13 protein-coding genes are annotated in these 23,330 nt (G+C 42.0%); all 13 read right to left on the bottom strand.

What is annotated here, in order from left to right; all coding sequences use genetic code 11:
- Window positions 1-17: 17 nt before the first annotated feature.
- The 13 genes from R2S57_RS13955 to R2S57_RS13895 all read right to left on the bottom strand — a co-directional run bounded on the left by R2S57_RS13955 (window position 18) and on the right by R2S57_RS13895 (window position 23,143).
- Window positions 18-1,562 (bottom strand): right-handed parallel beta-helix repeat-containing protein, encoded by a 1,545-nt coding sequence (locus R2S57_RS13955; RefSeq protein ID WP_316845566.1) that lies wholly within the window; start codon window positions 1,560-1,562, stop codon window positions 18-20.
- Window positions 1,563-1,568: 6 nt separating this feature from the next.
- Entirely contained in the window at window positions 1,569-3,179 is a 1,611-nt protein-coding gene (locus tag R2S57_RS13950) for a glycoside hydrolase family 31 protein (protein ID WP_316845565.1), read from the bottom strand.
- A gap of 14 nt (window positions 3,180-3,193) precedes the next feature.
- Window positions 3,194-4,744 carry a DUF4832 domain-containing protein gene (locus tag R2S57_RS13945; protein ID WP_316845564.1) on the bottom strand — a complete coding sequence of 517 codons (1,551 nt, stop codon included), beginning with the start codon at window positions 4,742-4,744 and terminating at the stop codon, window positions 3,194-3,196.
- 22 nt (window positions 4,745-4,766) lie between these two features.
- A complete protein-coding gene (locus tag R2S57_RS13940; RefSeq protein ID WP_316845563.1) occupies window positions 4,767-5,891 on the bottom strand; it encodes a DUF5009 domain-containing protein in 1,125 nt (374 codons plus the stop codon).
- Window positions 5,892-5,941: 50 nt separating this feature from the next.
- On the bottom strand, window positions 5,942-6,808 hold the full coding sequence (locus R2S57_RS13935) for a PKD domain-containing protein (protein ID WP_316845562.1): 867 nt from the start codon (window positions 6,806-6,808) through the stop codon (window positions 5,942-5,944).
- Between the two features lie 123 nt (window positions 6,809-6,931).
- Window positions 6,932-8,449, bottom strand: a complete 1,518-nt coding sequence (locus tag R2S57_RS13930; protein WP_316845561.1) for a RagB/SusD family nutrient uptake outer membrane protein — start codon at window positions 8,447-8,449, stop codon at window positions 6,932-6,934.
- A gap of 29 nt (window positions 8,450-8,478) precedes the next feature.
- On the bottom strand, window positions 8,479-11,868 hold the full coding sequence (locus R2S57_RS13925) for a TonB-dependent receptor (RefSeq protein WP_316845560.1): 3,390 nt from the start codon (window positions 11,866-11,868) through the stop codon (window positions 8,479-8,481).
- Between the two features lie 220 nt (window positions 11,869-12,088).
- Window positions 12,089-13,213 carry a FecR family protein gene (locus R2S57_RS13920; protein WP_316845559.1) on the bottom strand — a complete coding sequence of 375 codons (1,125 nt, stop codon included), beginning with the start codon at window positions 13,211-13,213 and terminating at the stop codon, window positions 12,089-12,091.
- Between the two features lie 124 nt (window positions 13,214-13,337).
- Window positions 13,338-13,916, bottom strand: a complete 579-nt coding sequence (locus R2S57_RS13915; RefSeq protein ID WP_316845558.1) for an RNA polymerase sigma factor — start codon at window positions 13,914-13,916, stop codon at window positions 13,338-13,340.
- Window positions 13,917-14,388: 472 nt separating this feature from the next.
- The gene (locus R2S57_RS13910) at window positions 14,389-17,061 is read right to left on the bottom strand and encodes an alpha-L-rhamnosidase (protein ID WP_316845557.1); all 2,673 of its coding nucleotides are present in this window, start codon (window positions 17,059-17,061) and stop codon (window positions 14,389-14,391) included.
- 105 nt (window positions 17,062-17,166) lie between these two features.
- Complete coding sequence (locus R2S57_RS13905; protein ID WP_316845556.1) at window positions 17,167-18,684, bottom strand: RagB/SusD family nutrient uptake outer membrane protein; 1,518 nt, start codon at window positions 18,682-18,684, stop codon at window positions 17,167-17,169.
- A gap of 16 nt (window positions 18,685-18,700) precedes the next feature.
- Window positions 18,701-21,913 carry a TonB-dependent receptor gene (locus R2S57_RS13900; protein WP_316845555.1) on the bottom strand — a complete coding sequence of 1,071 codons (3,213 nt, stop codon included), beginning with the start codon at window positions 21,911-21,913 and terminating at the stop codon, window positions 18,701-18,703.
- Window positions 21,914-22,255: 342 nt separating this feature from the next.
- A complete protein-coding gene (locus tag R2S57_RS13895; RefSeq protein ID WP_316845554.1) occupies window positions 22,256-23,143 on the bottom strand; it encodes an AraC family transcriptional regulator in 888 nt (295 codons plus the stop codon).
- Window positions 23,144-23,330 lie beyond the last annotated feature (187 nt).

Raw genomic sequence — 23,330 nt, 5'->3', positions numbered from 1 at the left:
TCAACAGATAATTTTTATTAAGGAGTCTCGTCGGCACCGATATCAACACGACCGTTTCTAACCCGTGCATCTTTATCGATATCCAACTCTGCGGGCTGCGCCACAAATGAAGGCAAACCAGCATTAATGCATAAAGAAGCACTGTTTAAATGAAGGTTCGGATTTGGTAAAGCAGCAGAAACAAAGGAAGGTGTACCATAGGTAGAACTGGCATCCAAACCAGTTCCTGTTTTAAAAGCGGCAAAAGAACCATAGGTTGTTCCGTTAATTGCGCCCCAATCGAAGGTAACTGTAGCAGAAGACCCTGAAACAGAGAAATACTTATTATAATCGAACACGAGGTTTGTAGCCGTATAACCAGATGAGGCAACAATTACGATATTGCTGGCAGACTGGATGATATTGTTCTTTATGGAAAGCTGATCTGTATTTTGAAGATGAATTTCTCCTCCCCAGCCCGTTTTCGAGAAGTTTTTAAACAAGGTATTATTCGTGATCGTAGAATTGATTACCTTACTATTTGGGGCATTTGCTCCGAGGATTATGCCCGCCTCAATATTGTTATAAATGAAATTACTTCTGATATTAATGCCTTCGGTATTATTGTTGTTGTTTTCGCAACCGGCACTGATCCCTGTTGAGTTCTGGTAACAGGTATTTCCTTCAATGTTGATCCATTTCCCGCCATCCACGTAAATGCCTGCCGAAGTGGCCACAGGTGAAACGCAACCATAAACCTTATTATTTTTCACGTTGCCATTGCGTGCAAAATTAACATTTGCCGGTGCGCCTGTCCAGGAGTAATGACCCGACATGTCGATACCAATGTTTTTAATATCATGTACCGTATTACTTTCGATTAAAAAATTCTCCACATTCCCTGTCACGGTCATGCCCTCGCTATAACCGGTATTGCAGTTATAAATTTCATTATTACCGATATAAATTTCGTTATACGATGTTGTTGTGGATCCAACCACAATCATCGGACTGGCATTATCGGTACTTGCTGGCACAGCACTTGCATTGCTTGTCCAGCCGATATTGTAGATTTTACAATATGTAAATTGAACATCCGTACCCGAACCCACCATGTAAATGCCCTTTGCATTACTTCTGATATTATTGGCGATATTAATGTGATTGATGCGGATATGGCTTTTACTGGCAATGGCAATCATCTCGTTTTGTGCCGAATTGCTTGCATTAACTCCATCCAGGGTTACCAGGCCTCCGTTATAGTTTGTTAATGTAATGGGCTCAGCACTGGAAGCACCTGAATTCGACCAATAAATCCGTTCATTGTAGGTACCTTCTGCCACATATATGGTAGCCCCAACACCATCAGTTGTTTTCCATAATGCAGCCTGGATAGTCTTTAGGGCTGTAGAAGCAGAAGTACCCGGATTTGAATCATTTCCGGTTGCTCCATTTACGTAATAGCTGGTTAGTACTAATGCACGGGGCTTTGCAGTTCCAGATTTTAGTTCATCAATTTCATTTTTTTTGGCGCAAGCACTTATCATAAGTACAAACATTCCCAGTAAGAATAGATTTTTCATAGTATATTATTTTAGGTTTTGTTTTTTAAATACGGGCAACCTGTCGGGTGCCACCTGGATTGTTATTGTTGCAGGGCCTTTTATTTTTTTGCCCTGATCGTCTTCCCATGCCCCTTTCGGCAGATACACTTTTTTTGTATTCCCATTGGTTAACACCGGAGCCACGAGGTATCTGCTACCGAGCATAAACTGCCCGTTTGCCTCGCTAAAACCCTGATCGGGAAACTCATATTCCATACTCCTCACAACAGGTTCGCCGCTAGCGGCAGACTGTTTTACCAGCTGCATGATGTAGGGAACATATTTTGCACGGATATCGACTGCCTTTTTAACAGCAGCCAGGTTATCTTTTGATAATACCCGCCAGGGTGCTACTGAAAACTGCATCATTGGCATGAGGGCAGAGCATTGCGCAGACCGTACCACCAACTGTTCATCCAGTTTATCTTTACCGATAAAAGAGCCATATTCTCCTCCACCAATCATGTCGGGGCAGGTAAACTGATAACCCAGCAAACTAGCGGTGCTGAGGTGTGGAATGAGCTTTTGCAGATCTTCCCAGCTGTGTTTTTTATCGCGCAGGCGTTGCACAAGTGGCTCACCTCCCATTTTCCACATTGCCCGGTATTCGTTAAGCGGATAATATAAACCCATTTCACCCCAAAGCCTGCTGTGCTCATTTGGTGTTACTTTTTTAAATGATAAAGCATTGGCAGGATAAAAATCTGCATCACCCGCATCGAATTTAAAACCATCAAGATGATAGGTATTTACCATATGATCCAGGCGGCTATGAAACCAGGTCATGGCATTGGGATTGGTAAAATCGAGCACAGCACTATAGCCGTTCCACCAGGGAATGATTGCGGGTTTTTCTGCTTTTGCCCATGTGTTGTTTGGGTCTCCTCCGTTATCGAAGAGCAACAATCTTTTGGCAAGCAATGCTCTAAAAACTTCGGTATCTGGTGATACAAATGGGCTTACCCATAACATCACCTTAAAACCCAATTGGTGTAAGGAGTCTACCATGCCTGCGGCATCTGTAAACCTGTCTGATCTGAAATCAAAACGTCCGTAATAATCGGCCCAATTATCATCAATCATGATCACCCCGGGTGGAAAACCGTTATCGATTATTGCCCTGGCATAACTTAAAATATCCTTTTGGTTCTGATTGTATACCAGTTCTATCCAGGTATTGTATTGCGGCCTGCTGAACAATAAGGTATCTGGCAATTTATTTTTTGAAGGGAAGAAACGTTTTGACGCATTGGTAAACGCATCCTTAAGGTTTTTACCTGCCGAATCGACTACCATCGCACCGTTTGTGTGGCTGATGATAAGTTTATTTTTATTAAAAGCAAACTTAAAAGGCTCCTCACTCCAAACAAACCTACCTTTGGTAGAAACCAATAAAGGTGCGGCCTGATTGCCTTTTGTATCGCCATACATATCCAGGCTACATCCCTCTTTGAAAGGCATTAAATGCGCTTCATTTACGGCACCGCCATACCACTTTTCGCCACTTTTAATGGTCAGAACAGTTTGCGCGAGTGTTTTCTCCATTACGCATAACAGCACAACTAAAAACAAATAGGTAGTAAAGAACCTGATCATATCTGAAAATGTTATTATTGAACTTTTATATTGTGATTTAACTTATTGTAACCTGTTGCTGCTTCCCATACATCCTTATTGGCCAAGCGGATACTGAATTCGGGTTTTGTGGCAATGCTTGCATAAGCATCGGGCAAGTTTAACAAGAGTTCATAATCGCCTGCAGGAAAATCGGAAGGGATCTTAATGGCCTCTATTACCTGATTAGTTCCACTATACCATTTCCTGATATCGGTAGCCAGATCAAAGGATTTTAAGGCATTGGTTTGGGTATTGCGCAGTAACAGTTTTACCGGACGTTTATTATAAGGTGATGCATAACCAGCATTTTTGATATTCAGCACGATATTTAAATCAGTACCCCTTACCACATTATCGGGCAGTAAAGCGCTCTGCAATACAAAACGATAGCCCAGGTTACGTTTGATATTGTCCATACAGCCACCGTCCTGCCAATCATTATTAACTGCCGTATTGTAATGCGCGTTGATAAAGCTGTAATGTAATGCTGCAAATTCAGCCTGAATTTTTCCGGCTGGTTCACAATCATTTGTCGGACTGTAATCATCTGAGCAGGTTTCGCCACCAACCACTACAAATTTGCTATCGGCCTTAAAGTAATCTTTCAGCGTATTTAGCACAGTTCCATCTGAGGTGCGCGGCGTAGTGCTGTTCCCATAATCCTCATAGGTACCAAAATCGTTAGCACTGGCCATAAAACAATCGTTGTGGTATCCTAAACGGGCAATATCACTTCCGGTAAATGCGGCACCTTCTGTTAAAGGAGCAGAATTAAGCGGCGCATTAATGCCATAAACATACCGTTGCTTTAACTGTGGGTAACGCAGCTGGATCATTCTGTCGGCAGGCATCGCATCCAGCATGGCTTTAATTACTTCTATTCTATCCCTCCAGTTATTGTCGGTAAGTTTATTGCCCTGGTTGCCGTTGTTAGAGGCATCGCCGAAAAAATCGCTATAGTATTGTTCCCCCCAGGTGCCTATAAAACCGAGCTGCACACAGGCAATAACATCTGCATTCTCGCGCAGAATGGGTTTGAGCTGCGCAATATGATTAAGAATAACGGCCTTTGGTGCATCGCCATAAAGCGGGCAAATAAAACCTTCAGGACAGTTACCCGGTTTCGCAGTAGCCGTATACACAAAACGCGGGATCAGTTTTACCCCTGCTGCACGTGCGGCTTCAAAATCTTTTTTAATATTGGTCAGGAACGAAGCGGATATATTTGCATTCACCACGTCATCCAAAATATAGTACCTAAATACCAAAGTAGACGATACCTGATAATTCGCTCCTTCGATAGATTGTGGCGAACGGTAAGCTTTCAATTCGGCAGTGGTGAGTACGGTATAATTGCTCGAATGAACTTCTGAATAACGGTAAAAGCCGCGCTCTGGATTCGGAAAATCTTCGTTGCTTTCGATGTAGGTAACATTTATCTTTTCAACTTTAACCAGTTCAGCGTCTTTTTTGTCACAAGCAACAAATAGACCTACGGCAACTATACCAGCGCATAGTGCATAGTTTATATATTTTTTTATCATGATCATATTTTTTTCGGTTTGTTTATAGTTTAAAAAAGATGTTTCGTTTATACAGCCAGTAACATAAGCCCCACTCTGCAATTAGGGTCGCTGTGGCCGATACTACTGCTGCCAGGTTTAATGGTAGATGGATAAACAGGTGCAGCATATCACCAGTAAAAATGGCCACTTTGGCATTTACCCACTGTACACCTACCGTTTCAAAAAACAGGTAGATAAAGATGGCGTTGGTACCCACAACGGTAAAAACCCAGGCGTACCTGATATTCTGTTTTACATCAACCAACCAGTAAACGGCAGCCAGAATCAACAATACCCACCCTACCGATGCAAACGCGAACGCACTTGTGCTGATGCGCTTAATGATGGGCGTAACGCCTGAAAGATCCAGTCCGAAACCAAGCACCAGGCCGATAATACCTGCAATTGCCAGAGCCTTAATTTTGAAAACAGTTGTTTTACCGGAGATCAGTAGTTTGCCTGCCAGCACACCAAAAATGGTATGGACGGCTGTGGGAATACAATTAATGGTTACCCAACCATCACTATTTATTTTACCCATTAACAAGGTATCTACATAGGCACCAAAATTTTTCCCTTCTACAAAGGGTTGATCAAAACCGGGCATCAGTATCGTGCGGTACAGCACTTCTGTAAGTACGAGCAGGCCAATGGCAAAAACAAACTGCCAGGCATATGATCTATTGATGATTAAATAAGCTACAATGGTAGTGAAGGCCAGCTGCGTGAGCACATTCCAAAGTTCCCAGACAGGTTTGCCCGCATAAAAACAATGAAGGGCCACGCCACAGATAAAAAGCTTTAGGCTCCTGATGCCTACGTGTTTAAAATTACTGGCCCAGCTTTGCCCTTTTTCTAGTTTACGACTATAGGAAATGTACATTGCAGTACCAGCCATAAACATAAAGGCCGGTTGAACAAGATCCCAAAAGCGCAGACCATGCCAGGGATGATGAAAAAACTGGGTAATCAGACCGCCTGTTAATGCCGAATGATTGATATGTTTTATGGATTCGTAAAGCATGCAGCTTTCGGCACAAAGTAGTATCATAATCATACCACGCATCACATCTAAAGACACTAAGCGTCCATCAGCCGGATGACCAGCAGTTAAAATCTTTACCATAATGTTGAGGTTTTTTGTATTTACAGCTTAAAACTTAACATTTATTAAAGCTATTCGCTCATATCTAAGAAGAAACTCGAGGTGCCTGTGTCTGGCGCACTCCCATATAACACCGAGTAGTCGTTTTTCATCACCTGTATCGCAAAACGGGCGCCCGAGCCGGTTAGTCCTTTGAGCTTACCACGTGCTATACGCACCTCAAACTTCACCACTCCGGCAGCTTCCTGTACCGTACCTACCGTAATGGCATCGGCTATAGATTGTGGCGCAAATGAGAAAGCATTTTGATCCGCACTGTTGTGGTAAAAAATATCAACACCACTGGTAAGCAACTGTCCTTCGAGTAGAATATCATAACCGCCATCGGTGAAAGTGCCTGTTAGCAGACCGGTTGCCGCACTGTTATCACTATCTATATAGAAGTCGAAAATATCTGAATCTGATTTTTTCCGGTTCATTTCTATGTAGGCGTATATGTAGTTACCATCGTAATCAAACTTAACGGCGTTGAACACCCCTTTTTGAGTACCTAGTGTAACTACGTCTTTGGTAACAGCGCTCCAATCGCTAAGCGAATTATCGTTGATTTTTACCGGCGATGTTTTAGCAATACGCAATACGGTTGATGATTCTACATTCTGCCCGTTTACCATTGCGGTAAGCGTTGGCACATATTTGCCCTTGCCTGCATAGGTATGTGTCGGGCTTGCTTCTGTTGATGTTTTGCCATCGCCAAAATCCCATTTATAATTGGTTACACCCTGTGTTTTTACTGTAAAAACTGCCGTAGCACCATCAACTGCTACTTCGTAAAAAAGGTCGGTTTTGATCTCTGTTTTATCTTTTTTACAGCCACTAAATACCGAACCTATTATCGCAAGGGATAACATGAACAGGTAAGCTTTTAAATTTTTCATCAGTTTATAATTTTAGTTTAATGTTGATGAAACGATCATGTTCCGCCAAAAAAATATTATTCCGGTTCGTTTATGGCTGCACATGAGGGTTATCATATCTATTTGTGGGTTAAGTATGATTATTTATGGATTTTGTATCGCCAGCGGATTGCTTAATACTTCATCTACCGGTAAATAGTAAATGATCCGTGCATTGGTATAAGGAACCGTTAAATTAGGATAACCTGAAGGCGTTTTCGACAAATCGACATCTGTCTCTTTTAAGCCGGTAAGATGGTAACCCCAGTAAGCCTTATTTAAGGTTTTTTTGTTACGGAATACATCATAAGTTCGGTGACCCTCGAATGCCATTTCAATGCGTTTTTCAGCTAAAACCACATCTAAAGCAGTACTGCCCGGAGGCACAACTTTATTGTAGAGCGCACCTTCTAAGCCACGGTTTTTGCGGATCATATCTACATCATCAAGCGCGGCGCTGGTAGCACCTGTTTTTGCTTCAGCCTCGGCACGTATCAGGTACATTTCTGCTAACCTGAACATAATTGGCGAGCTTAAATTTGGCAGTCCACCCTGGAATGAGAATTTACTGATGTAGTAAACTTCGATGCCATTTTTCTTTTGCACAGTGCCCCCTGCATCTTTTACCGGAACAATATACGACCAGCGAACATCTTCAGGATGTGCACTCATGGCCGCCCGTAGTGACGAAGATGCATATTCTTCTCCCCAGCCCGAATTACCATCCGAATAGATCATTGAAGCGATGGAACCAAATTTTCCATAGTCATCAACTGTAGTAAAAGCTACGCAGAAAATAGTTTCGCTACCTGTTGTTGCATTGGCAAACAAGGTTGGATAAGTGCTTTTGGTGGCTAAGGTAAATTTGCCTGAATTGATTACTTTATTCGCATATTCAATCGCTTTTGCATTGTCTTCCTTATACAGGTTAACACGGGCCAATAACGACCAGGCTGCTTCCTGAGAGGCATATTGAACGCCCCGTGGCCGGGTCATTAAACCAGCCGCCTTTTCGGCATCGGCAATTACCGAATCGTAAACCTCTTTGACAGTTGATCTCGCTTTTTTAGAAGGATCAGCTATGTTATTACGGAGAATGATGCCAGGAGAATTGGGATCAACCGAATAGGGTTTACCAAATAACCTCACGAGATTAAAATGGCAAAATGAACGCAAAAAGTAACACTCACCCAGCAATTGATTGGTGGCGGCATCTGTTTTTCCCGATTTTTCGACCGCATCGATCACCGTATTCACACCCGTAATGATTTTGTATGATACATACCAATAGTACCGGGTGTTGGCCTGGGCTGGCGAATGGTCGAGACTGAAACTGTAGTACAAGGGGTCGGTAGTTACCTGACCGCAAACAATATCATCGCTGGCAAAATCAGACAGCTGATAAAACTGGCGGAGGTACATGTTGTTGGCATCTACGTTACCATTAAACTCAATATGATCTTTAAACAAAGCATAAGCTCCGTTTAAAGCATTGGTTAAGCCACTACTGGTATTGATCAATGTTTCGGTGCTTATGGCATCACTTGGAGAAACACTCAGCTTTTTACAGCCGCTGGCCACAACCGTTAAAAGGATGATGATGGTAAATATTTTCTTTTTCATATACATAATTTTAATAGGCCTAAACCTGCTTAAAAATTGAAATTAACCGTGAACAGATACTGGCGGTTGTTGGGATACTTGAAATCAGATACACCCGGGGTAGAATAACGGCTTGGGGTAATCGTGGTTTGTGGATCCTGGCCTAAAAAGTTAGAGAAGGTAACCACATTGTCGGCAGTTAAACCCACGGTTACATTCCTCATGTTTATCTTTTTAGCCCATGCCGCCGGCAAGGTATACGAGAATGCAATATTCCTAATGGTAAAATAGCTTCCGTCTTTTAAATAACGCGTAGAGGTTTCGGTTGAATTGGCCGAATTTTGCGGACTTGGTTCAGTGGCCTCAGTATCGCCTGGGCCTGTCCAAACTTTGGCATCATCAGGTAATTTTATCTGGTTATAATAGGGTTCGTGACCATCGTTCAGCATAAACCTTAAATTATTGCTAAATACCTTGTTGCCATAGTTAAAATAAGTACTTACCCTTAGGTTAAAGTTTTTGTACCTTAAACTATTGTTAAAACCACCCTGATACTTCGGCAGGGCCGAACCAACTTCCTGATTGGTCGCCTGGGCATAATCGGATGTTTTTTCGCTGGCCACTGCTTTACCTTCGTTATTGTAGATGATTTTCTCCCAAACAGGCGCACCAGTTTGCGCATCAACGCCCAACCATTTTGGCATATAAAACTCGAACAGGTTACCGCCATTGCGATAAATCTGCGAGATACTCCACGAACCTGTTTTAATAATATCTGAAGGGAAACCCGACAGTTTGTTATTGTTAAAATTGATGGTGAAATCGGTGTTCCATTCAAAATTTTTGGTGATGATGTTGGTGGAGTTAATACCCAGCTCAATACCTTTGTTGGTTACCGTACCTGCGTTTTCCCATTTGGTTTCAAAACCAACGGAAAGCGGTTGCGATACCTGCAGTAAAAGGTCTTTTGTGTCGTTCTGGTAAACATCCAGCGTTAAGTTTATCCTTTTAAATAGGCCAATATCGATACCTGCATTAATCTGGTGTTTACTTTCCCAGGTTAATATAGGGTTTGCCAACTGATAAGGCACCGCTCCAACCAGCGAGTTATACTGTGTAGTAAGCGAGAATAAGCCTAAATAGCGTGACGCACCGATATCCTGGGTGCCGGTAATGCCGTAGCTACCACGTATTTTCAGGTTGTTGATGATGCTGTTACCGGTAAGGAAATCTTCGTTGCTCACCGACCAGGCCGCCGATACCGATGGAAAACCTCCATACTGTTTACTGGGTGCAAAATTTGATGAACCATCATACCTGTAGGATCCGGATACGAAATATTTATTTTTATAACTATAATTTATCTGAGACAACAACGATTGCAAGATATAAGTGTTGTTGGCCCCGTTTACCAGTTGATTGTTCGATACCACGTTCAATACTTTCAATCCTTCCGGTAAACCTTTACCAGATGCGCCCGAATATTCGTTTTTTCTATCTTCAAATGCGCCACCGGCAAAACCGCTTAAGCTGTGGTCGCCGAATTTAAAATCGAATTTGAACAGCTGATTGCTGATAATCCCATAGTTGAGTGTGTTTAATTCATCCATGTAACCCGTACCGTGATAGGTACCCGCAGCAGTGGGCGACACATAGTTGGTGCCTTTATCAAATGAAGCCGATACCCGGTTGGTACTGGCAAATGTTAACCAGTTTGTGATACGGTAATTGATTCCCAGATCGTAGTGCACATTAAAACCTTTATAAATATGATCTGAATTTTGCACGGTATTGATCGGGTTTATTTTATCCCTCGACCACCATTTAAAGGTAGAGTTACCATCAACATAAATTGGATTGCCGTCGGCATCGTAAGGGTTATCCCATGGCATATTCAGGAATGAATAATATACATCCATATAGTCGTAGCTTTTACCTTGCGATGCACTGAGGTTAATATTGTTGGTTACATCAAATTTGGGCGAAAAGTGATACGTTGAATTTCCGCGCAGGTTAACCCGCTCAAAACTGGTATTCATAAAAGTACCCTTCTCCTTATAATAGGATGCACCCACGTAATAATCGTTCTTTTCTGTTTTACCATTGGCCGATAAATAGAAATTATATACCGGTGCTGGTTTAAATGACTCCTTAGACCAGTTATAATCCTGGTTGCGTAATGATAAAGGGCGCTCCGCATAGAATTTCCCAAGGTCAATCTTATAGGAGTTATCAGTCGCTCCTACAATGTAATCGCGGTAAAATTCTTTTTGGTAATCATAAAGCTCGTTGCTGTTCATCACCTTCATTTTACCAAAATCGGCAGTTCTAAATCCTGCAGACACCTTTGCTTCGAAGGAAGTTTCGCCTTGTTTGGCCCTTTTGGTGGTGATGATAATCACACCTGAGTTTGCCTGCGAACCATATAAGGCCGTGGCGCCGGCATCTTTTAATACCGTTACACTTTCTACATCGTTTGGGTCGTAATTGCCTCCAATAATACCATCAACCACAAAAAGCGGACTTTGGTTGGCATTAACCGATGATACCCCACGCAGCCGGATTTCGGCTTCGGCACCTGGTGCGCCAGAACTATTTACCACCTGCAAACCAGCTACCTTGCCTTGAAGCATGGTTCCGATATTATTGGCGGTTACATCTTTTAATTTCGCTGAAGAAACGACAGAAACCGCACTTGTTAATTCGCTTTTTTTCCGGCTATCATAGCCTACCACAATTATATTATCCAGCTGACTGATATCTTCATTCAAAACGATATTCATCACCTGCCCGGCGGTTACCTTAACTTCTCTAGTTCCATAACCGATAAAAGATACCGTTAAAACAGCTTCTTCATCAAGCCCCTTAAGCTCGAAATTGCCATTTAAATCTGCACTGGCTACTTTTCGTGTACCTTTTACGGTTACAGAAGCCCCGGGCAGCGGTGCGCCATTTTTATCAGTAACCTTTCCTTTGATATCGACATCTTTAAAAATCAGATTTCCTGGCATCCAGGGCGCAATTGTGCTAATTTTAATCAGTATGGTTTTTCGTTCGATTTTGTAAGTCAGACCCTGCCCTTTTAATAAGGTTTCCATTACCTGATCGAGTTCTGAATTTTTAAAATCAGCATTGATTTTCAGTTCGCTGTTTACATTCTGGTCGGAATACAATACCCTGAAACCGGTTTGTTTTTTTATTTCGCGGAATACCTGCGAGAGTGTGGTATTTTGTTTTACAAAACTGATTTTCTGGGCAAAACCTGCCGCACTCACCTGTACTAAACAGATGGTAATCATGGCGATGATCAGATTAACTCTCTTCTTTAATCTTTTCTTATCTACTGCCTGGGTTTGCTGGACAACGAAATTCATCATCAATAGGAGTGTAGGCGGCAGCCATCGGCAGAGCACACCTAGGTTAAAAGCATTTAATTTCATACTTTTGTTAGATTGGGTTAATACGTAAACGGATCTCAAATTTGTTTTTTGGGGTTAACTCAGATATTGCCATGGAAGTGCTGAAACACTTTCATGGTTTTTTTCTTAAAAACCCAATGCGGTATTAACTTGCCTTGCCTTTAATCTTTTTCATGTTGTTTGGTTTTTAGTTGATTTCGATTTGGTTATTTACCAGATTGGTTAGATCCGGATGGTATATTTATTTGATATTTACTTTGATTTGCTTTCCCTCTATCGAAAAGCGTACTGTACTGGTTTCTTCCAGCATACTTAAAACACTGGAGATATTTTCTGACCGGGAAACTGAGCCCGAAAATGTCGGCATTTTTGCAACCGCATGGGTATAAACGATTTCTACATCATACCAGCGGGCAATTTTTTTCATGATATCGGATAAAGGTTCATTTACAAACGAAAACTCACCATTTTTCCAGTCAATGGCATCATTAACATTTACATCTTTTACCTTAAATTTCCCATCGGCCAGAACCGATTGTTCACCAGGTTTTAGCATAACCTGTTTATTCAATTGAACTGAACCTTCTAACAGCGTTGTTTTTACGGTTGCTTCATCCTCATAAGCACTGATATCAAAGTGGGTTCCTAAAACCTCCACTACCTGCCCCCTGCTGCTGACTAAAAACGGACGGGTTTTATCTTTTGAAACCTCGAAATAGCCCTCACCCGTTAATTCGACTTTCCGCTCTTTTAATGCAGCAAAAGAGGAAGGGTATTTTAATGAGGATGATGCGTTGAGCCATACTTTAGTACCATCAGGTAGATGTAATTCGTATTGACCTCCACGTGGTGTTTCGATACGATTGTATTCGCTTCCCTCCTGTTTGCCTTGGTCGGCAACAGTATAAACCACCTGTCCATCGGCAGTTTTAGTAATTTTAACGCCTGCTTCCACGGCAAGTGTACCAATAGCTGAACCGCTAAGCAAAATTTTCTTGCCATTGCCCAGGGTAAGGTAAGCTTTATTGCTTCCGGCAGGAAGATCATGTGAAAAGACCTGAAGTACTTTTTTTGTATTGGCAGATGGATATTTGTAAAAATATAAACCCAATCCTACCACAATCGTGATCGATGCCGCAGCGGCAATAGAAATCCATGATTTTCGTACGCCCAGCCAAGGTTGCTTTTTATTTGGCTCAAGCGATAACCACATCTGCTTACTTACCGCATCAAGTTCTTCTTCTGAAAGTCCTGCCTCGTCATGCTGATGCAATTGGTGAAGCCACAGTTTAGCAATGTCTTCCTCCTCCTGACTATAACTGCCAGAACTGATCTTTTCCAATACTTCTTTGATATCTTTTTCCATCGCTTTTTTTGCTGCTGCTGCTCAACAAAAACAAAGGCGATTCAAAAACATGGATTGGGTACATCAATCAAAACAAAAAACACAAATAACTGATATACAGTTTAATAATTTTAATTTAAACAGATTAAATCTTCATAATCCATAAAATGTATACCACTAAGCCCAGTCTGACGCGGAGGTGTTTAAGCGCACGTTTAAGCTGTGTAGATACCGTATGTTCGGAGATAGATAGTTGCACTGCAATTTCTTTGGTGCTCAGGAAATTCATTCTTTTTAGGATGTAGATCTCCCTCATTTTAGGGGGCATAGCGGCAATTTCGCGATCGATCAAGGCTGTAATATCCTTTTCACGGATGAGATAGTCGGCCTCTGTGGGATTTAAATCAACAAAGTGCTCATTATTTTCAACATATTTCTTTATAATCCCCTGATGTTTAAAGATATCGAAGATTTTATGCAGAACAGATTTGTAGAGATATGCAGATAGGGCAACCGTTAATTCAAGTTGACTGCGGTGATTAAGTACCCAGGCAAAAACATCCTGAACCACATCTTTTGCCTCATCACTGTTCCTTAATTTTTTAAAGGCATATAGATATAAAAGCTTATCATACCGGAGATAGATTTCCCTAAAAGCAAGGTCGTCTCCTTCTTTTAATAAAAGAACCAATTCACTGTCAGTATAGGTGTTATAATTGGTCATGCAATGCAAGTTATTGAATTTATTAAGAAAATACAATTAAGCCCGAAGATTGAGCGTATTAGATAAATGCTTTACATGATGTAGAAACCAGATATAGTTCCTACCGGGATTAGGGAGAGCGGTTTATAGTATCATGTTTAATCGCAGGAAGATGGTAGCAAATTTCACCAAAAGCTGTAGCGAAAAGTATCATACTACACCTACCAATTATTTGTTCTTTTTGAAAACTCATGCCCATTTGTGGCATTGATTGCTATAAATAGATTCTTCGACTACTGAACGGATGCCTGGGGAAGCTATCAATGAGAAACTCAAGTAAAGAGATTCGTCATTGCGAGAAGGAATCCCGAATGCTCGCGAAAGCAATTTTATATACAAGTTATCCTGCTATAAAGATTGCTTCGCCGGCCTGAAAAAGCCTTCGCGCAATGACGACACGTTGGAGCGATATATTGTGACGAATCTCTTTTAATTATCTGATTTCAAAGGCATAACTCCCTGCAGGCAACTGAATTTTATGATCAACGATTTTATTTCCCTGATAAACCTTTGCTCCTTTTGATTCAGGGAAATAGACTGTTGCAGTAGAGTTTGCAGGAATAATTACTTCATAAAGCACACCATCTTTTTGGCGTTTCCAGTTCGAAGTGATCTTTCCGAATGGGCCGTTATGACTCGCAGCAAAATGATCAAGTCCTGTTACGAAGTTTGGTTTTAACAGTATGTTGCTAAAGCCGGGCTTAGCTTCATCAACCCTTATCCCACCTAAACCTTTAAAAAACCAGCCGCCTATTTCACCAAACATCATGTGGTTGTCGGAAATATCTCTTTTTGCATCCATATCCCAGTTTTCGTGAAGTGTTGTTGCACCATTTACGATCCACCAGCCCCAGCCCGGGTAGGTATCCTGTGCAGCAAGTTTATAAGCAATATCACTGTGACCGTTATCACTTAAGGCATCTAAAACAGTTTTGGCACCCAAAACCCCAACATCGATATGCATACCATCAGCCTTTACACGCGCCGCAAGGTTATCCGCAACTCGTTGTCTCGAAGCTTCAGAAACGATGCCCCAGCGTAACGCCATGCTCAGTTCTGTTTGTACACCTTTGCCATATATCCCTTTTTTATTATCAAAATATTTATCGTTAACGGCTTTTTTGATTTTTTGGGCAAGCAGGTTATAGTGTACATAATCCTCTTGATTTCCAAAAAGTTTGGCAGCCTTTGCCAGAATATCGGCATCAACATAAAAATAGATCGAAGAGGTATATTCAAGATCTGAAGTAGATTTAACAGGCACCCAGTCGCCACGGCCAAAACTCGTTAATCCTTCTTTACTTGTACCTTCAACATAGTTAACATATTTTTTGATGCTTTGATAATTATCAGAGAGCAGTTTACTATCGCCATAAAAAAGGTAAATCTCCCAAGGGATAATGGCAATTGTACTGGTCCAATCCGTTCCGTTCGCTGTTCCATAACCCCAACCACCTGTAGGAATAATATCAGGCAATACGCCGTTAGGCTGCTGCTCATCGCGATGGTCGCCCATCCATTTCTCATAAACGGTAATCCCATCGAAATTGTAAAGCCCCGTTTCAATGGCAAAATGCCCATCTCCCGTCCAGCCGTTTTTCTCTCTTTGCGGACAATCCGTTGGAAATCCATATAAGTTAGACAGGTAAGAATTGTTGGTGGCCCACCAAAGTTTGTTGATAAGTGGGTTTGATGAAGAAATTTCACCGACAGCAGGAACATCGCTATGCATAAAATAGCCTACAACACTGCTTTTATCAAGTTTTATAGGGTTACTACTGATCACCTCAACATATTGGAAACCCTTGTAATTAAAGAGCGGCATAAATTCTTCTTCTCCCTCACCCTTTAAAATATAAATATCGGTTTGAAAGGGATCTGAAGCATCTTTTGGCCGATGATACACATCAATATTGGATAAATCTGCATGTCCGTTTGTATACAGACGCTCGGCATGTTTTAACCTGATCACCGTACCTCTTTTACCTGCAACTTTGATTTTGCTCACGCCGGCAATATTTCTTCCCAGATCAAAAAGATAAGTGGTGTCGTCAAACTTACGGATGCTTTTTGCAGCAATTTCTTCCACATTGCGGATAGGGTGCATCACCTGTGAAACAATGTTTTTTGAAGGTGCAGCCCTCAAAGTAATTCCGCGCCATTTGGAATCATCAAAACCGATGGTATTCCATCCTTTCTGTTCCAGGCGGGCATCGTAATGTTCTCCAGTGTAAATACTGTTGGAAATAATTGGACTGAAACTCGTTTTCCAACCGCTGCCAGAACTAACGGTTTCGACCGAACCATCGGTATAGGTAATTCTTAAATCGAGGCAAAAGGTTGGGCGGGCCCTCCACGGTGCCTTATCAAAATTCCATACCGCTATTGATTGGTGGTTGTACCAACCGTTGCCCAATAGCACGCCAACGGCATTTCGCCCCGCTTTTAAGTTTTCGGTTACATCATAACTGACATAAAGGTTCCGCCGATCGAAACGGGTATACATCGGATCGAGACGGTGGTTACCAACTTTCTCCCCATTTAGGTATAGTTCGTAAAGGCCAGCCGCAGCAATATATGCCCTTGCAAACCTGATCTGTTTAGCACTCTGAAATTCTTTACGGAAATATGGTGCCGGCAGAATATTGATATCATTCCGGTCACTGATCCAGGTTCCTTTCCAGTTTTCCATCCCCATCAATCCTGTTTCAAAACTAGAAATCACTGCTGGTAGTGCCTTATCATCTTTATCCCACACTTCGAGCCGCCAAAAATATTTGGTAAAGGGCTGTAGTTTCTTTCCTTTATAAGTAAGCAGAGATGATGGGCCAGGCAATTTACCAGAATCCCAGGAAATCCCATTTTTCAGTCCTACTGACAGAGAATCTGTTCCAATGGTAATCCGGTACGCGTGTTGTGCAGCACCTTTCCGCTCATCAAACATCATCCATGATAATCGTGGATTAGGGTTATCAACACCGATGGGCCGCTCCATGTATTCGCACCTTAAACCATAAGATTTTGCGGCATGGCCAGATTGCGCGACAGCAATTAGCGTAAGAAAAAAAAGAATGCCCATGATGGGCTTTGTGTATAGTGATTTCATGATTTGGCAAATTTACGGTCGGTCAATGATACGATAAATTAATTTTAACAGAAAACCCGGGCCGAAGCCCGGGAATTCACCATTTACTAACTAACCGTATTTTATTTATTGTGGATTTTGTGATAAATTATCTAAAATCACCTCCCTTTGCGGGATTGGCAAAAGAATTTTATTTTGGGTAAGTACATATGCTCCTGATGGATATTGGGCAGGAGCCTTTGCGATTTCGCGTTGACCATGTGGGTTCATCACCTCTAACGCTTTACCCGTACGTACCAGATCGAACCACCGGTGGTTCTCGAAGGCCAGTTCAACTTTGCGTTCCTGGTAAATTGCTTCACGAAAAGCCGCCTGTGTGTTTACATTTAATGCTGGTATAACATTGCCCGAAGTTTTATTGGGAATACCCGCACGTGTACGGATGGCATTTAATAAATTAAAGGCTTCTCCATTGGCTACAAAACCTTGTTCGTTTAAACATTCGGCAATCATCAGCATAACATCTGCATAACGGATAACCGGGAAATTAACATTGGTTTGCCCGGGCTGCACAAAACCCTGATTGTATTTTTTAATATATGGTACGGCAACAAATCCTGAAGTACCTGTAAAACCTTCTGCAAGCGATACATCTTTCCGTACATCGCCAGCTTCGTATGAGGCAATCAGATCGCTGGTTGGGGTATTCCAACCACTGGTGAAACTGAGGTTTGTTCCCGGATCCTGTGTAACGATCGTACCAGAATTAAACGGCGCAAACTGATACATAAAGTTGCTCGAAAGGTTTGTACCAACGGTAGCATAATATTGAATTTCAAAAATAGATTCCTGATTATTTTTATTCGCTACCTGAAAAATACCCGCATAGGTTGGCATCAGGCTATAACCGGTTACTTTTCTAAGTGCGGTAAGTGCTTCACCAAATTTTTTCTGGGTCATGTATACTTCTCCTAAAAGTGCATTTGCAGAACCTTTAGTTACCCTGCCCTTTTCGGTTGCAGCATAGCTGGCGGCCTCCGGCAATTTGCTGGCCGCATCATTAAGATCGGCAATAATCTGGGCATATACTGCTTCTACTGTTGCTCTGCCCTTTGAAGGTGCATCGGCTGGAGATTTGATTGCCTCTAAGCGAAGTGGCACGCCACCAAACTGCCTAACCAGATTAAAATAATGGAAGGCCCTTAAAAATTTAACCTCACCGGTAGCCTGTGCACGCGCAGCCTCCGACATGGGTATGGCATCCACATGGTCCAGTACATCGTTAGATCTGAAAATGGCAGTATAACTGTCTCTCCAGAAATCCTGAAGCAGTGTATTTGCCGAATTGGCCAAAAATTCATCTACCTGTTCCCTGTTCTCCTGGCCCCTCTGCGGTGCATTGTATTGAAAGGTGGTATTGTCGGAGCGCATTTCTCCAAAAAGCCAGAAACTAAATGTCCCCAGTCCACGCAGGCTACTGTAAGCGCCGTTAACCCCCTGTTTCAGGTCAGATTCTGTTTTCCAAAAATTACTATTGGTGAGGTTGGCTTCTGGCGACTGGTTTAAAAAGTCTTTCTTGCATCCGAAAAAGGAAGAAGCAAGAACCAATAAGCCAATTGGTATATATAATGATTGATTTTTCATGTTTTTTTGTTCTTGATTAAAACGTCATGTTAATTCCGGCGGTGATGATTCTTGGGAGTGGATAAGCTGTAAAATCGCGTCCGGGAGTAAGCGCAGAGAATCCATCGTTGGTACCCGCTTCCGGGTTTGCACCACTGTATTTGGTGAAAGTAACCAGGTTTTGCACACTGGCATACAAACGCAATGCTTTAATCACTTTCGAATCGGTAATGAATTTTTGTTTAAAGTTATAACCAAGAGAAACGTTCTGAATGCGCAAGAAACTGGCATCCTCAATCCACTGTGAGTTTACCTCGCGATAAAGCGTTCTGCCACCCACAGTAGTTGGTGCGAATCCATTTCCTGGATTTGATGGAGATCTCCACCTGTCGAGCACTTTACGGTCTACATTAAATACACCATCGGTATTGGTGAGGAATTCATTTCCAGTTTTCATGATCTGGCCACCCTGGCTGCCAACAATCAAAATATTAAGATCAAAGTTTTTGTATCCAAAAGTATTGGTTAGTCCATAGGTAAAATCGGGCTGAGAATTCCCCAACACGGTAAAATCTTTAACCTCCTCAATTATGCCATTTCCATCGATATCCTTATACCTTACCGAACCTACAACAGACGAGCCGTGTTTAGGCTGACTGGCCAGTTCTGCGGCATTTTGATAAATGCCATCAAACTGGAAGCCAAAAAACTGTCCGATAGGTTTGCCAACTTCTGTTTTGTGCGTTGAGTAACCTCCACCACTTCTTCCGCTATAAATGGGTGCGTTATTATTTCCGGGATTAAGCTCGAGTACAATATTGCGGTTGATGCTGATATTGGCATTGGTATTCCAGGTAAATTCACCTGTCAGGTTTTTCGAAGTAACCCCGATTTCAAATCCCCTGTTCCTTACTTTCCCCAGGTTGATGGTCGCGTTAGAAAAACCTGAAGCAGAAGGCAACTCAGCATTTAATAATAAATCGCTGGTAATGCGGTTATAAAAATCGAAGGTCAGATTTAATCTGCTGTTAAATACAGCCAGGTCTAATCCTAAGTCCAGTTCGTCGGCCGTTTCCCAGGTCAGGTTTTCGTTTGCGATAGAACCGGATACCCGGCCACTGGCTAAACCTCCACCGAACGAATAATTAGAAGAACCGATATTTGCGGCATATTGGTAATTTGGAATATTGAAATTACCGGTACGGCCATAACTTGCTCTTACCTTAAGGTCACTTAACCAACGGAGATCTTTGAAAAAGCCTTCCTGAGAAGCACGCCAGGCCAATGCAACCGATGGAAAAGTACCATAACGGAAATTGGAACCAAAACGGGATGAACCATCTGAACGCACCGTTGCGGTGAACAGGTATTTATCTTTAAAAGTATAATTTACCCTTCCAAGGTAAGAGATCAGTCCCCATTTTTCAATACCTGCAGCAGCACCGTTCAATAAGGTAGAAGCATTGATCGTCTGGATCAGGTCATCTGGATAATTGGTTGCACCAAATGAGTAACCTTCATATCTTTCCTGCTGTGCGGTATACCCCGCCACTGCACTAATTTTATGGTCTTGACCAAATGTCTTATCATAAGAAAGCGTAATTTCTGACAACCAGTTCGAAGTCGTGTTCTGAGCAGTGCTGGATGAAGGAATGGATGGATTTGGGTTCTGATTGCCAGTTTCTCCGATTACAAAAGATGGACTAAAAGCAAATGAACTGTTATTGGTATAATCATAATTGAAACTATACTTTGCCTTTAAACCATCCACAATCCTATACTCGGCGAAAGCAGTGGCCAGACCTCTAAAATATTTTGCCTTTGTTCCGGCAAACTCCAATGTATTCAATGGGTTTCCGGCACCGATTGCCCCTGGCGAGGTAATAAATACGGTTCTGTTTCCGGCTGCATTGGTAATGGGTACAATTGGGCTCAGCCATAAGGTTCTGGTCAATACATCACGGATTCCGGATTCGAAACCATTTCGGTTTTGTACTCCTCCACTTGGTGCAATACTGAGCCCCAATTTTATCTTTTTACTCACATCCGATTCGATATTGAAGTTAACAGAGTAACGTTTATAATCGGTGTAACGGATTGTTCCTTCCTGTTCCAGGCGCCCGATCGAAGCCGAATAACGGGTGTTTTCTGAACCCCCACGGATGCTTGCATCTACATTGTTTTGCATAGCCGTTCTAAGCACCGCATCATACCAGTTGGTTCCTTCTCCATATTGTGAAGGATTTCTAAACTGCACCGGGATATCATTATCGGTGGCCGTTAAACCACGCGAGGCAAAATCGTCAATGATCATCTCTTTTCTGAACTGCGCGTATTCGGTACCATTAAGTACATCCGGACGGCCTTTTTGCGGAACCTGCTGGGAGCCGATATAGGAGTTCACACTGATTACCGGCGGCCCGGTTTTACCTCTCTTGGTCGTAATTACGACAACGCCATTGGAACCTCTGGAGCCATATATAGCTGTGGATGAGGCGTCTTTTAATACGGTTACTGATTCAATATCATCAGGACTGATTACGTTTAGCGGGTTATAGGCTTGTCCGCCAGAATTGGAAATTGCAAAACCGTCTACCACAAACAAAGGATTATTGCCTGCCGTAATGGATCCTGTTCCCCTGATCTTGATGTTTACACCACCGCCTGGTGCCCCTGTAGGCGCACTGATCTGTACGCCGGCAATCTGTCCAACCAATTTTTGGTCGATAGAGCTTACCGGCAGATCTTTTACCTGGGCTGATGAAAGCGTAGATACAGAACCCGTGAGGTCTTTTTTCTGTGTGGTTCCATATCCTACAACCACGACCTCCGTCAAACTGTTTTCTGATTCTACAAGCTGGATCGCCGTTAAATTTCCGGAAGCCGGAACTTCGCGTGTGGTATAACCTTGATAGGTAATAACCAGGATATCAGTATCTGCAACGCCATTTAAACGAAATTTACCATCTCCATCAGTAATGGTGGCTCCTTTTCCCGATTTTACCCTTACAGTTGCACCGGGTATAGGTTGCCCCTTAACATCTACGATCCTTCCTGATACATCTAAACGGTGTATTTTTATTGAAATGCCATCTTTGTGGGGCATTTCGGCAGCAGGATACGCTAAAACTGGTGTACAGAAAGCGCTGAGCAAACAGGCTGCCATCAAGACAGAAGTCTTGAATACCGGCAGACCTGTTTTAGCCCGAAAGCATAGGTAATTGCTTCTCTTTGAAGTATAATTTTCCATGTTTTGTTGGTTTGGGTATATATGAATTTGATTAAGCTATTCTTGAAATGAACCGTTTGCTATGCGTTGTGAGGAACGTTATAAGATCCGACCGAGAGTAAACCCTGTTTAAAAAAGTTATTTATTTTATTTGCAGCAGCATGGATTTTATTTTGGATTTTCCCAAGGAAAATGAGACAGACAAGAAATGCCATTAAGGGATAGATTTTAAACATATTATTGGTTAGATTTTTTAGATAGCACACAGAACACACTAACTAAAACGTTTAACCAAAAATAGGGCATATCAAAAACATACTTTTTATACGATTTGATATTCCCTTTGTATTTTATGATTTGTAGCTATATGATATTACCACTGGCATGCGCCCTAAAAACGGTGGGGCTCGAACCTGTTTTATCTTTGAATAGCTTCGAAAAATAAAAATAAGATTCAAAATGCAGCCCATAAGCAATCTCCTTTATTGGGATATTACGGTCGTTGAGCATTTCTTTTGCCTTTTCTATTTTCAGCTGGATATAGAACTGACCAGGTGAAACTCCTGTATAAGATTTAAAGAGTTTACGGAAATAAGAATAACCGATGGCCAGTTCTTTAGCGGCCTGCTCTGGAGAAAATGCAGACATCAATCTGGACCGGAACAATAGTTTGGCCTTATCTACAAGCAACTGCTTTTCTTCTAATTGTGCTACGGGTTCTTTTTGAAGAGAATGGATACAACCCAACAGGTGCATGGTTGCACCAGATATCTGGGGTTGGTAATTAATATGCTGTTGACGTGTTTTTTCGATGATGGAGTTAAAAAGACTGAAGGCCTGTTCGTTAAACCCCAATTCAATACATGGCTGCCCCGGACTAAAGATATTTCGCTTTACCAGATCATCCATGATCGAACCTTTAAAACCTATCCAATATTCATTCCAGCCGGTTTGCCGTGATGGCTTGTATCTGTGCCTTTCGCCGGGAAATAGTAAAATCACCGTTCCAGGTTTTACCATAGAACTACCAAAGCTCTCCGACTCAAAAATGCCCTCGCCTTCTGTTACGTAAATCAGCTGATATTCGCTTAAAACACGTCCACTCTGCCAGTTAAAATCATAATTTTCGGGATGCCCGTTTAAGGGATAGCCACACTCGGCACCAATTTGCATGTAACCGGCATTAAGCACGTAAAGTCCCCAGTTTTCATCGTCTTTTACTAAAGGAAGATAATTATAATAATTAGTCATGTTACAGATTATCTTTAATGTTTCAAAATACTGAGTGCGTTAAGATCCATCAAAATCAACAGTAATTGTCATCCTGGGCCTATCGAAGGCTTGCTTAAATATCCACGCACCGTTTCAACCACCCGTGCCGATTAATCGGGACGTTCAGGATGACAATTCTATTGATGATATGCCCTCTTTAAACTTT

The sequence above is a fragment of the Pedobacter psychrodurus genome (assembly GCF_032678585.1).
In the GTDB taxonomy this organism is placed as follows: Bacteria; Bacteroidota; Bacteroidia; order Sphingobacteriales; family Sphingobacteriaceae; genus Pedobacter; species Pedobacter psychrodurus_A.
Note: the sequence above shows the minus strand (reverse complement) of the source record. Positions and strands in the feature narration are given on the sequence as shown.